This is a genomic window from Providencia sp. PROV252 (genome assembly GCF_033676005.1).
GTDB classification, from domain to species: Bacteria; Pseudomonadota; Gammaproteobacteria; order Enterobacterales; family Enterobacteriaceae; genus Providencia; species Providencia vermicola.
Map to the genome: position 1 here is coordinate 3,845,037 of NZ_CP096294.1, position 13,740 is coordinate 3,858,776.

At 42.0% G+C, this 13,740-nt stretch carries 10 protein-coding genes; 1 reads left to right on the forward strand and 9 read right to left on the reverse strand.

Features of this window, described 5'->3' with window-relative positions:
• Positions 1–300: 300 nt before the first annotated feature.
• Together M1F05_RS17725 and M1F05_RS17730 are read right to left on the reverse strand one after the other, a co-directional pair.
• A complete protein-coding gene (locus M1F05_RS17725; protein ID WP_206083516.1) occupies positions 301–1,431 on the reverse strand; it encodes a hypothetical protein in 1,131 nt (376 codons plus the stop codon).
• Complete coding sequence (locus M1F05_RS17730) at positions 1,428–2,681, reverse strand: hypothetical protein (protein WP_241016813.1); 1,254 nt, start codon at positions 2,679–2,681, stop codon at positions 1,428–1,430. Before M1F05_RS17730 ends, M1F05_RS17725 begins: the two co-directional genes overlap by 4 nt.
• 276 nt (positions 2,682–2,957) lie before the next feature.
• Here M1F05_RS17730 and M1F05_RS17735 point away from each other — a divergent pair, with 276 nt between their 5' ends.
• Complete coding sequence (locus tag M1F05_RS17735) at positions 2,958–3,671, forward strand: UTRA domain-containing protein (RefSeq protein WP_206083515.1); 714 nt, start codon at positions 2,958–2,960, stop codon at positions 3,669–3,671.
• Positions 3,672–3,764: 93 nt separating this feature from the next.
• On the opposite strand, the gene M1F05_RS17740 is transcribed toward M1F05_RS17735, so the two are convergent.
• From M1F05_RS17740 to hutU, 7 genes are all read right to left on the reverse strand, one after another.
• Positions 3,765–5,447, reverse strand: coding sequence for an electron transfer flavoprotein-ubiquinone oxidoreductase (locus tag M1F05_RS17740; protein WP_206083514.1), 1,683 nt, complete (start codon positions 5,445–5,447; stop codon positions 3,765–3,767).
• A gap of 9 nt (positions 5,448–5,456) precedes the next feature.
• Positions 5,457–6,407 carry an electron transfer flavoprotein subunit alpha/FixB family protein gene (locus tag M1F05_RS17745; RefSeq protein WP_206083513.1) on the reverse strand — a complete coding sequence of 317 codons (951 nt, stop codon included), beginning with the start codon at positions 6,405–6,407 and terminating at the stop codon, positions 5,457–5,459.
• A gap of 15 nt (positions 6,408–6,422) precedes the next feature.
• On the reverse strand, positions 6,423–7,178 hold the full coding sequence (locus M1F05_RS17750) for an electron transfer flavoprotein subunit beta/FixA family protein (protein WP_206083512.1): 756 nt from the start codon (positions 7,176–7,178) through the stop codon (positions 6,423–6,425).
• Positions 7,179–7,330: 152 nt separating this feature from the next.
• Positions 7,331–8,770 carry a purine-cytosine permease family protein gene (locus tag M1F05_RS17755; protein ID WP_272516318.1) on the reverse strand — a complete coding sequence of 480 codons (1,440 nt, stop codon included), beginning with the start codon at positions 8,768–8,770 and terminating at the stop codon, positions 7,331–7,333.
• A gap of 283 nt (positions 8,771–9,053) precedes the next feature.
• Entirely contained in the window at positions 9,054–10,193 is a 1,140-nt protein-coding gene (locus M1F05_RS17760; protein WP_206083510.1) for an acyl-CoA dehydrogenase family protein, read from the reverse strand.
• Positions 10,190–11,374 carry a CaiB/BaiF CoA transferase family protein gene (locus M1F05_RS17765; protein WP_206083509.1) on the reverse strand — a complete coding sequence of 395 codons (1,185 nt, stop codon included), beginning with the start codon at positions 11,372–11,374 and terminating at the stop codon, positions 10,190–10,192. The genes M1F05_RS17760 and M1F05_RS17765 overlap by 4 nt, the downstream gene beginning before the upstream one ends.
• Positions 11,375–11,425: 51 nt before the next feature.
• Positions 11,426–13,093, reverse strand: coding sequence for a urocanate hydratase (gene hutU, locus M1F05_RS17770; RefSeq protein ID WP_206083508.1), 1,668 nt, complete (start codon positions 13,091–13,093; stop codon positions 11,426–11,428).
• Positions 13,094–13,740: the final 647 nt, after the last annotated feature.

Below are 13,740 nucleotides of genomic sequence, written 5' to 3' on the forward strand. Positions count from 1 at the left end.
GACGGATTGTTTACTTTAAATAGCCATTAATTGTCATATAATTTAAAGAGGAAACAATATTAAAGAATTAAATAAAAATAATAGTAATTCAAATTAATAAATTACTTCCAATTCAAATCCCCATCAACTTGAAAAGTAAGATAATTAAAATCAATCATTAATGTTAAATAAAAAATAAACTAGACGCCTTAATTCGTTAAATATTATTTAACAGACTTAACTCATTATGGAAATACTAAAATATTGTATAACTATACTATTAAATAGAGGTGTGATAACACACCTCATAGATTAGCTATATTAAAAAGCAGATTGGTAAGAAACCTGAGCACCTCTAGTGAGAGTTCCCTCATTCGAGTAAGTACTTTCTACTTCAATAAAAGACTGGTTTTCCCCATTAAATATTTTTTTGTATAGTGAGAGATCTGGACGATAGCGAGTTTTCTTTGTAGCAATATCCATCATCAAATATTGTTGCGAGCCATTACCTGAAATCGAAACAATTAATCCTTGGTTACCAACATTTAAACTATGTAAATTGTTATAGCCACTCTCTGCGATTAATTCGAAGTTTCCATTGGGGTGAAATTGCATTAACGAAAACAATCGGCGAGACGGTTCTTGAGCAATAACAAAAATATCACCATTCAGGTTTTGTGCTGCTTCATTAATACGCACGGGTAGCCATTTACTACTAACCACTTGTTTAGTCGGAATATCCATAACTACTTCCAACGATCCCATTTGATGACCATAGCTATACCACATAACGACTTTGTCCCTGTATGTGGCAAAAGCAAATTCAGAGCGACTCTCTATTTCCTCAGGGTACAGTGACTTAGCGAGCTCCCGAACATCCATAAAATGTTCCCATGTCATACCTTTATCTTGGCTAACAAAAATTTTTTCATTATTTGCCACAACATAAGCAGGATAATTTTTAGATTGATAAATTTTACCTGTTATCAACCCTGCAAATTGAACGCCAGATTTATCTTCCCATGGCATAATGTTACTGGCTGATAGTGTTGTTAAATCGATAGTTTGGTAGCCATCTCTAAGAAACAATAAGCATTGTTTTCTCTCACATATCGCATTATAAAAGCTTTTATCACCACGAGTGATAAAACGGATACTTTGATTATCTGCAAATAATACTTGGTAGTCATATTCTCTTTCATATGCGTATGGATTATATGATGAGTAGTAATAATTTGAACTCTGGCTTTTTTGCGTCACAATTAATGTGCCATTTTCAGCGGGGAAAGTCGTCGCCCAATCATAATTGGTAATTGCAGAACGGTTTTCTTGATGATGTTCTATTTGCCAAGCAATACTACCGTCTCGCACAAAAATTAAAACGGTCGATAACAAACTTAATGCAAAAACTGCAGTTAATAAGATAAAACGCTTACTGAGAAAGGGGTTCATGAACGCACCTCCGTCACATAATCTGTTTGACCATGTTGGCGACGTAAATGTTTCAAAATATATTGTGATTGATAATAGGCCTTACCTCGTCGAGAGAATTGGTAATATATTGCAACGCCCAAACCAATTGAAAAGCTTATCCCCAATAAAATGGTTGTCGTAACGCTAATATACATTCCTCCTGTATCTAAGATATTAACCCAATCCCAATAGTCCCAATAATTGCCTTTCTCTATTGTTTCAGAAGTTGTTAGCCCGACAGCAATAAGAACAAAGAAAATTAAAAGAAAGCAGGTAAATCCCCATAAGCCGAAATAAAAACCACGTTCTTGTGGAGCACCTCGGCCAATTAGACTGTAGGCAAGTCCATCTTGATGGTTATAGATACCAAATATTGCCTGTTCATTTGAGTGATCTTGGATATTTTTATGGAAAACTTCGAGCTCATCACCTTGCGCAATAAATAAGTTGTGGTTATTAAACAAAGGCTCATTGGCTGAAACTAAAACCTCCATATGGCTTTTATTAATTTGTAAGCTGATAAGGTTTAGCGCTTGCTCTGTATCCCCTGCCTTAATGGTCAAACTTTGATTATCTGTAATATTCACCTTACCGCGAGTAACCGATAATGAGGTTTTATCAATGCTAATATCTTTAGTCTTACGTAAATTACTGGCCTTAGATTTAGGGTTTTTAATACCGTCAATTTCAATCAATGGGCTTTGTTCGTTAATTTTGAATCGCCCCTCGATAATAAGGTCTAATACTTTTAAAATTTGTTTTCGTTTAGGACTAATAATGCGCTTCGTTTGTGCAAGGGCTAGGCCAAATAAAACGATGCCACAAAAAGCGGCACAACCCAAAATTGCCACCAGCGCTATCATTAGAAAGCTATCTTCGGCAACCATAAAGCAATAATACACTACAGGGATTAAGGCCATTAACACGAGCGAAATGATATATTGCTTACCAAGAGAGCGCGTAAAACTCACATTTCTATCGGGCTCTAATCGACCATGTTTTTCATGATAGACCCATTCTAACCAATAGCTGCCATCGTTCAGTTCTTCTGCACAAATAACCAAAGAATCGCCTTCTTGTAGGCGTTCCAAAAAAATCTTACTATTTTTAAAGTCATCTTGATTAAAGAAAAAAACTTTCCCTGACGCTATCAGCCTTGCCATACCAATTGGACTGACATTTTGATAATCACACTGAGTAAGATTGACATGGAAATATTGAACTCGCATGAATAATGCCTATTTCGCTAAGTAAATTTAACATTATGATAATAAATAAAGGCATATTGCCCTAGTGAAACTTATCTTATAATAAAATAATTCAGATAATGACGAGTGCCCTTAAGCACCTATTTTTCGAGGTTTTATATTTCGAAATACGCGCTATCTACTAGTAAAGCCAATAATTACTGATAAACTTGCAATCACAAAAAAGTCTATACATATAATATGGCAATAAAATCGATTTACTCGGCCTTCCTCTAACGACAATTTTGAATAAAAGCGATGACATCACAACCTGCTTATAAGCAAATTCAGTCTTACATTTTACGCAGCATTGATTTGGGTATTTTTAAACCCGAAACACAGATTCCCACAGAGCTTGAGCTATGTGCGCAGTTTAATGTCAGCCGTATGACAGTAAACAAAGCCATTTCTGAATTAAGCCAAAAAGGGATTTTAAACCGAATTGCAGGTAAAGGTACTTTTGTTGCGACACAAAAGCATGAGCTTCCAGTGACAAAAGCATTTGATATCTTTGATGAAATATCCCTAAGCGGCAAGAAGTATAGTGGGCATCAACTGCAATTAAAAGTCATCCCTGCATCTGCAGAAATTGCGCTACAACTCGGAATTAGTGAAGGAAGTGAGGTCGGTTATTGTAAAGTACTACATTTTGAAAATGATATCCCTCTCATGTTGGAAGAACGCTACGTTAACCACGCAATCGTTCCTGAATTTGTTAAGCAAAAATATGGGGATACAGAAACACCAAGTGGCTATTTACAACGCCATTTTCCTGTAAGTGAAATGGAACACACCATAGAAGCGGCATTAGCCACAAAATCCATCGCTCAATCATTATCGATTAAAGAAAATTCACCTTGCCTGCAACTTAGGCGTCGAACTTGGACTGGAAATACACTGATTAGCTACGTCAATATGGTCACAGCAGGTTCTCGTTACAAATTAAAATTGCATTCGCGTATTGAGAATTAATGCAAAGATAAAAAAATGGGGCAAAATTGCCCCAAAGCGACTGATAAATATAAAAAAGACATCAAGCACATCTGCATCACAACAAATTTGTTTTCACATCCCCTGATATATTGGCCCTTCCCCACCTTGCGGTGCAGTCCAAGTAATATTTTGCTGCGGGTCTTTAATATCGCAAGCCTTACAATGCAGGCAATTTTGCGCATTAATCTGTAACTTCTCTTGGTGTTGCTCGCCAATAATTTCATAGACCCCAGCAGGACAATAACGCGTTTCTGGCGCGGCATATTTCTCTAAATTGACTCGAATCGGTACATTTGTATCTACCAGTTTAAGATGGCAAGGCTGATCTTCTTCATGGTTAGTATTCGATAAAAATACAGAAGAGGGTCGGTCAAAGGTCAGTTTTCCATCAGGCTTAGGGTAAGTGATTGGCTTGAAGTTTTTAGCTTCTTTCAATCTTTCGTGATCCGCCTGTTTAATCTTTAATGTCCATGGGCTACGGCCTTTTAACAATAATTGCTCTACACCAAATAACATTGAGCCCATCACTAATCCATTTTTCATATAAGGTTTGAAGTTACGAGTCTGGTAAAGCTCTTGATATAACCAGCTCTGCTCAAATCTTTGGCGATATTCAAGAGTAAATTGAGTAAAATCAATCGATTGATTTTTAAAGCACGCTAAAAAAGCGTCTGCAGCCAATGATCCACTTTTTACTGCACAATGTGTTCCTTTAATTCTGGCCCCATTGAGAAATCCAGCATCATCACCGATTAATGCGCCCCCAGGAAAACTCAATTCAGGGAGTGCGGATAATCCCCCAGCAACCATCGTTCGCGCACCGTAACTGAGCCTTTCCCCACCAGATAAAAAAGTGCTAAAGGCGGGGTGTGTTTTTAAGCGTTGAAACTCTTCATATGGAGATAAATACGGGTTTTCATAATTCAGACCAACAACTAACCCTATCGCAACTAAATTCTCACCGTAGTGGTAGGCAAACCCACCGCCGTAAGTGTGGTTATCTAACGGCCAACCAACAGAGTGAATAACTAACCCTGCTTGATGCTGATCTTTCGGGATCTGCCAGATTTCTTTAATCCCTAAACCATAGCTTTGTTTGCTGCTATTTGAATCCAAATTAAAATGATTTATCAACTGCTTACCTAATTGACCACGACACCCTTCGGCAAAAAATGTCATTTTAGCCAGCAAGTTCATTCCAGGTTGGTACATCGCCGTTGGGTTACCCGCTTTATCTAACCCCATATCACCCGTTGTCACACCAATGACTTGGCCTGCATCATCAAAAAGTACCTGTGTTGCAGCAAAACCAGAAAAAACGTCAACACCCAAAGCCTCGGCTTCAACAGCTAAAGCCGCACTTACTTGCCCTAGACTACCAATTAAGTTTCCTTTATTTTTTAAACAATTAGGCAATAGTGGTAACGGTAATTGGCTTGAGCTATTTTCTTTTAGCCATAAAAAGCTGTCCTGACTGACGGAGGTTAGCGGCGTCGAAATTTTATCTTGCCAATCAGGTAATAATTCATTTAATGCACGAGGATCTATCACTGCACCTGACAGAATATGGGCACCTATTTCTGCACCTTTATCAATCAAACATACTGACAGTTCAGAGCCTTGCTCAGCAGCAACCTGCTTTAAACGGATCGCCGCTGATAATCCCGCAGGCCCCCCACCGACAATCAGGACATCAAATTCCATCGATTCCCGCTCAGGAGCCTCGCTTACATTTTCTCTATTGTCGATAGCCATATGCACCTCTTACGCAAGCGCTTTATCAAGTTCAGGTAAGATTTCAAACAGATCACCAACAATACCGTAATCTGCTACTTGGAAGATTGGCGCTTCTGGATCGCTATTTATGGCAACGATCACTTTGCTCTCTTTCATCCCTGCAATATGTTGAATTGCACCAGAAATCCCAACGGCAATGTATAACTCTGGCGCGACAATTTTTCCTGTCTGCCCCACCTGATAATCATTGGGTACATACCCCGCATCTACCGCTGCACGGGATGCGCCGACAGCAGCACCCAATTTATCTGCGATGGTTTCTAATAACGCAAAGTTTTCACCCGAACTTAACCCCCTCCCTCCCGAAATCACGACTTTCGCTGAGCTCAATTCTGCGCGACTAACTTGTGTGAGTGACTGGCTTTTCAATTGAGCTCGTTGAATAAGTTTATTTGGGGTGATGTGTTCAATTTCTGCGCTATGTTGTGCTTCACATACGCCGCTAAATGCCGAACTGCGTACAGTGATCACCACCTGCTGCCCATTATTCTGTACTGTTGCCAACGCATTCCCTGCATAAATAGGTCGAATAAAATTTTGGTCATCAATAACTTGTGTGATGTCAGAAATTTGTGCGATACCTAATTTTGCGGCAACACGTGGGGCGATATTTTTACCAAAGGTTGTCGCAGGAAACAGTAAATGGCTATAATTTTGTGCAACAGAAACAATCGCACTGGTCATGGGTTCCGCCAGTTGGTCTTTCAAAGCATCTGATTGAATCGTTAATACTTTATTCACCCCCTTTAAGCCCGCTGCTTGTTCCACCACGTTTTCAGTGTTGTCGCCCACAACAAGTAAATGCAATTGTCCACCCACAGATAGAATATCCAGTGCAGCCGTAATACTATGAAAAGTTGATGATTTTATTGTCTGGTTATCATGCTCAACAATAACTAAAACTGATGATTGGCTCATTGTCATTCCCCTTGGTTAAATCACTTCTTTTGCTTGTAAGGCGCTCACTAATGCCGCTGCATCATTGAGTAAAGTACATTGCCCAGCCCGTTTTTTCGGCTCAGACACCTTGATAGTTTTGGTTTGCCCCAAAGGAGAGAAGTTCATATTCGAAATATCGATGATATCTAACGGCTTTTTCTTTGCTTTCATGATGTTCGGCAAAGTTGCATAACGGGGTTCGTTGAGACGTAAATCGGTTGTCACAACCGCAGGGAGCGCCATCTCCAGTGTTTCCAGACCACCATCAATCTCACGAGTGACTTGCAATGCGTTGCCTTCAACAACAATTTGTGATGCAAATGTCGCTTGCCCACAGTCTAATAATGCTGACAACATTTGCCCTGTTTGGTTACAGTCATCATCAATCGCTTGTTTGCCTAATAAAATTAAATCGGGTTGCTCATTTGCCACCACTTGCTGTAATAGACGCGCAATATCGAGTGATTCTAAAACTAACTCCGTTGGGCGTTGAATTAAAATGGCACGGTCTGCCCCAATCGCCATCGCACTACGCAAAGTTTCTTGATAGCTAATATCACCAATAGAAACGGCAACAACTTCAGTCGCTTTGCCTGCTTCTTTTAAGCGTACAGCCTCCTCAACCGCAATTTCATCAAAGGGGTTCATCGCCATTTTGACGTTAGCTAGCTCAACCCCCGAGCCATCGGCTTTTACGCGTACTTTAACGTTATGGTCAATCACTCGCTTCACTGCGACTAAAATTTTCATAGCAACTCCTATCCCAATTCTATTAACGATTGGCTTTTATTAAGGTGGTTTGAATCGTTTTTAGGTTGAGGGAAGCCTTAGCAGTGAAAGCTTCACTGCTATTGGCTCGCTCAATGTATTCTTTTATTAATTAAATCAAATGGTTCATTTGGTTATTTCGTGGTTGGTAATATCAGCCTATCAGCAACAGACATTGGCCATTTTTTAATCGCGATATAATAAATAATGCTGGTCGCAACTAAGCCCACTATCCATGAAACATCGACGCCACCAAGGTGTTCAACTAATGGGCCAGTATAGAAACCTGTTGAAATAAAGGGTAATTGGATCAATACGCCAATGATGTAAGTGAAAATCCCCACTTTATTCCAGCGGCCATAACGACCGTTCGGGTTTGCGAGTTCAGGCACATCGTAGCGGCCCTTTGTCACCCAGTAGTAGTCAACCAAATTGATCGCACTCCATGGAGTGAAGAATGCCAGTAAAAACAGTAAGAAAGCAGAGAATAATTTTAAGAACGAGTGCTGGCCAGCTAACCCTAATAAGGTTGAAAAACTCACCATTAAAACGATAAAAAACAATCTTTGCCCTTTCGTAATGGTGTTTTTCCCTCTAAACCCACAAACAATTGCCGCCATCGACATAAAGCTACCGTATGCATTTAACGCCGTGATGGTCACTTTCCCAAAGAAAATTGTGATATATAACAGTGCAGCAATGAGGCCTGTACTTCCCAATCCCACAATGTAGGAAACTTCGTTGCCTGCAAATTTATTCCCCGCTAAGGCCGCTGCAAACACCCCTAAAATCATTGACGCTTGAGTACCAATGACCGTCCCTGAACCCACCGCCAGAAAGGCTTTAATAGTTGGTGTTTTAGTTGGTAAATAACGCGAGTAGTCAGCAACATAAGGGCCAAAAGCAATTTGCCAAGATGCTGAGAGTGACATGGCTAATAAGAAATGTGTCCAATCAAAATGGCGATTTTCCATTAATACGGAGACATCATTCATGTAAAACAGGCGGAAGAATAGATAAAAGAATGCAATAACGCCAACAACACTCGCGGCCTTACCTAAAATATGAATGATCCGATAACCACAGATAGTGATCCCGATAATCACCGCACCAAAAATTAAGATCCCAACCCAATCCGTCACATGAAGCAGCTGCCCAACCGCTTGGCCTGCTAATACCGTTCCACTGGCAGAGAACCCAACATACATCATACAAACCAATAAGATAGGAATAACCGCACCATAAACACCAAATTGTACACGGCTTGAAATCATTTGAGGTAGTCCCAGTTTAGGCCCTTGCACCGCATGCAATGCCATCACAGCTCCACCTAATAATTGACCAATAAATAATCCAATTAATGACCAAAATACATCGCCCCCAAGCACAACAGCGAGCGCCCCTGTAACGATAGCGGTAATTTGTAAGTTAGCACCAAACCAAAGTGTAAACTGGCTAGATAAGGTGCCATGGCGTTCAGATTCAGGAATGTAATCGATGGAACGCGCTTCAATAAGCGGGACATTGTCCTGCCGACCTTTTTGCCCTGTTGCGATGTCGTTTGAAACTGTCATGGTAACTCCTCTTTAAGCAGGCTGGCTTAAAGAATGAACCAATTAACTGTAATGAATTCGTAAAAACTGTGATGGTGAGTACAGTGATTACACATTACATTGGGTGATGTTTTATCTGTTATCCACCCATAATCAATAATTGAAATACATTCTTAAACCTGATTGTTGTTGTGTTTTTAATTCCATGATCCTGTTGTCAGGTAGTGCTTCCTATGTTGCTTGACTCGCGAGTAGCCGCCTGTCCCGTCTACCCGCTTCTGGTAAAAATAATGATTTCAATAAATTACATTGCATCCAATACAGCACGCGAAATAATAATTTTTTGAACTTCGGATGTGCCTTCAAAGATACGCAAAATACGTGCATCACGAACATACCGCTCAAGGGGTAAATCACGAATATACCCATATCCCCCATGAAGTTGCAGCGCAGCATCAGTGACAAACCCCGCACACTCCGCCGCAAACAGTTTTGCTGTCGCCGATTGCAAACTAAAACGCTCACCTGAATCACGCAGCTCTGCAGCACGCCAAGTCAACATACGAGCAGCTTCAAGCTGTGTATGCATATCTGCTAGACGCCATTGTGTGCCTTGGTATGCCGCTAATGGCTTTTTGCCAATTTGACGCTCTTTTACCCAGCCCAACGTGCTTTCCATCGCCGCACGAGCAATGCCCAGTGATGTTGCAGCGACTTCAACACGGCCTTTGTCTAAGACTTCCATTGCAGTATGGAAGCCTTTATTTTCTTCACCGAGTAAGGCAGATTCAGGTAGCCAGCAATTCAGTGCTAGCTCGTAAATTGTACTGCCGCGTAACCCCATGGTTTTTTCTGGCTGAGAAAATGCCACCCCTTCAGTGCCTTTTGGGATCATAAATGCGCTAATACCGCGAGCCCCCGCTTCAACATCTGTTTTGGCATATAACACAATAAAATCCGCTTCTTTGGCGTTAGTAATATAGTGCTTATTCCCGCGAATACGCCAGCCACCATTTTCACGTGTTGCAATAGTACGCATATCTGCAGGGTTCGAACCCGCAGCGGGTTCAGTTAAACCAAAAGCACCCAGTAACTCACCTGAAGCGGCTTTCGGTAACCAATACGCTTTTTGTTCTTCCGTTCCACCGATCAAAATAGAGTCAGTGGCTAAAAAATGAGCGGTTAAAGAGGATGATGTAGAGGCACAAGCTGCCGCGACCGCTTCAACAATCATACTCATCGCAATACTACCAAGGCCGAAACCGCCATATTGTTCAGGTAGGTTAATTCCCCAAGCGCCCATTTCGCCTAATGCGGTTAAGCTTTCTGCACAAAATGTTTCCGTTTCATCGTAACGCTGTGCATTGGGTTGCAAAATATCGCGACACACTTTTTCAATTGCATCCACAATAGCTTGTTCTGTTTCATTAATTTCAAAACTCATTGTACGGCCTCCCTATTTTTGCTTATTGTTCTTGCCGATTTATACAGTGCATTTGCTTCGCCCAAAACAGGGGCTCTTCGTGTTGAATGGGGTTTTCTGCCATTAAAGAACACTGGCTGAGAGATCAATGGAGTCCCACCATCATTCAGGTGTGTGAGAACCTGCCGAACTTGAGCATGCTCGCTTTGTGTCGCTTGCTGTAGATTATGAATAGGCGAGGCGGGAACCCCTGCATTTAGCAGTAAATCACACACTTCATCTACCGTTTTTTGCGCAGTCCACCCCTCAATTTCCCCCCTTAACTCCCCATGATGGCGTGTACGGCTTGGGTCATCTTGAAAGCGTGAGTCTTGGCATAAATGCATTTTTCCCATACATTCACAAAAACGTTGGAACAGTTTTTCACTCGCAATGGCTATCACCACTAAACCATCTTTGGCATGGTAAGTATCAAATGGTGTGGATACAGGGTGACGATTACCCACTAAACTCGGTGCTTTATCATGTGCAAATAGGTTAGAAAGTCCCGTTAGTTGCATGCTGAGCAAAACATCAACCATCGCAACATCGATATATTGCGCCGCTTCGTTATGGCGCTCTCTGGCAAATAACGCACTGCTAATCGCCCAAGAGGCAAACATCCCCGCACACACATCACCAATAGATTCACCACTGCGCGTTGGCCCCGTTTCAGGGAAACCCGTCACGCTCATCAGCCCTGACATAGCTTGTGCCACAATGTCGTAAGCAGGGTAGCTCGCTAATGGGCTATTTTGCCCAAAACCGGAAATGCTTGCGTAAATCAGTGCTGGGTTGTGCTGCTTTAAACTGTCAAAATCAATACCAAGGCGTTTGGTCACACCTGGGCGAAAGTTTTCGACCACTACATCACTTTCTTTAACCAGCTGAAATAAAATGGCACGATCTTCCTCTGCTTTGAGATCCAGCTCGATGCTGCGCTTCCCTCTATTGATCAAGCCGTAATAAACACTTTCACCTTCAATAAAAGGCCCTAAGTGGCGGCTGTCATCCCCATGATCTGGCACTTCAATTTTGATCACTTCTGCACCGAGATCAGCCATCATTCCCGTGCAATAAGGCCCTGCTAAAACACGGCTTAAATCAATCACTTTGATCCCAGCCAGTGGCCCTTGTCTTTTCTGAGTTGACGCAGCATTCATACTGAATTCCTTATTTTCCAGAAAGTTGCCGACCTAAGCCGGCAAACGACATCACTTCACCATTGGCAAATTCAAACCTTGCTCTTTCGCACAATTAATGGCGATGTCATACCCTGCATCCGCATGGCGCATCACGCCTGTCGCAGGGTCATTGTGCAGAACGCGCGCTAAGCGTTTATCCGCAGCATCAGTGCCATCACAGACAATCACAACACCCGAGTGTTGAGAGAAGCCCATGCCAACGCCGCCACCGTGGTGCAAGCTCACCCATGTCGCTCCACCCGCGGTATTTAGTAGCGCATTCAGTAATGGCCAGTCGGAAACTGCATCAGAGCCGTCTTTCATCGATTCCGTTTCGCGATGAGGGCTAGCAACCGAGCCTGAATCTAAGTGATCACGGCCAATCACGATAGGGCCTTTTAGTTCGCCACTTTTCACCATCTCATTGAAAGCACGTCCTAATCTTTCACGGTCTTTTAAGCCAACCCAACAAATACGCGCAGGTAGGCCTTGGAAAGCAATTCGCTCACGCGCCATGTCTAGCCAGTTATGTAGATGCTTATCGTCAGGCAGTAATTCTTTGACCTTTTGGTCTGTTTTGTAGATATCTTCAGGATCGCCAGACAAGGCTACCCAACGGAATGGGCCGATGCCTTCACAAAATAGAGGGCGGATATAAGCAGGAACAAAGCCTGGGAAATCAAAGGCATTTGCCACTCCTTCATCTTTAGCCATTTGGCGAATGTTATTACCGTAATCAAACGCTGCTGATCCACGTTTTTGCATGGTTAACATCGCATCCACTTGCACGGCCATGCTTTTTTTCGCAGCGCTGGTCACTTCGGCTGGTGCAGTCTCTTGTTTTTCACGCCATTGGCTTAATGTCCAACCTTGCGGTAAATAGCCGTGTACAGGGTCGTGAGCACTGGTTTGGTCGGTGACTGAGTCAGGTGTAATATTGCGTTTCACTAATTCGCTATACACATCCGCAGCATTGCCTAATAGGCCAACAGAAACAGGCTTGCCAGAAACTTTGGCTTCTTCAATGTATTGCAGCGCTTCATCAAGGGAAGTCGCTTTTTTATCGACATAGCGTGTTCTTAAACGGAAATCGATACGGCTTTCATCACACTCGACAGCAATCATACTAAACCCAGCCATCGTGGCCGCTAATGGCTGTGCACCGCCCATCCCACCTAATCCACCAGTTAGGATCCAACGCCCTGCTGTCTTACCGTTAAAATGTTGTTTTGCTAGTGAAACAAAGGTTTCGTATGTACCTTGGACGATCCCTTGGGAACCGATGTAAATCCACGATCCTGCCGTCATTTGGCCGTACATCATCAAGCCTTTGCGATCTAGCTCATTGAAGTGATCCCAATTTGCCCAGTGTGGCACGATATTGGAGTTAGCAATCAGAACGCGAGGCGCATCAGCGTGGGTTGGGAATACACCAACAGGTTTACCTGACTGGACTAACAGCGTTTGGTCGTCATCCAGTGTTTTTAGCACCTCTAAAATTTTGTCGTAACACTCCCAATCACGGGCTGCACGACCAATGCCACCATACACCACAAGACTTTGCGGGTGTTCAGCCACTTCAGGGTCGAGGTTGTTTTGAAGCATGCGGTAAACGGCTTCAGTCAACCAACTTTTGCAGGTTTTTTCGCTGCCACGGGGTGCGCGGATCACACGTGTTGAGTCAGTACGGTTTAACATGGTTGTATCCCCTATCATCCATTTTTTAATTAACGCTAAATTAACAACTTTTGGTGATAATAATCTGTGAGGTACTTTGTTAGTGACTGTACACTTTTATTTTAAGTCAATTAATCAATTGAAAATCAATTGATTAATGATTCACCAACTTGCTCAAAGCTATTTATTCACTGAAGCTATTTCTCTTGCGTTTAAATATATATACATTTACTTCACAAAGTATATACATTTAATTTTGAAATTTTATACGAAGAGTGGAGGTCTGAAGGAAAGGGGAGTTATACAACAATAAGTAGCTCTCTGTTTCTATAGGAAAAGTTGTATATACATTTAATTTTATGTATAGAAACAAGCAAATAATGGATTTGCGAGTCGCTTCACAGAACCTTGCAACAATGTATAGAGACCAAATTTACACTGCCGCCCAAAATGCAGTACATAAAAAACAAAAACGGGCTACCTTCATCAACAAGCAACCCGTGTAATCAAAAAAAGTGAATGATGACTTAATTTTCTAACTTACTGCCATTTTCTAAATCATTCGCGTTGTGACTAGGCGGCAAGTGAAGCTAAGCCCTATGAACACACACAAGTATGTGACTAGGGTTAGCGAATGAAGCCAACTCCGCCACAGCACGAAGGGAGAC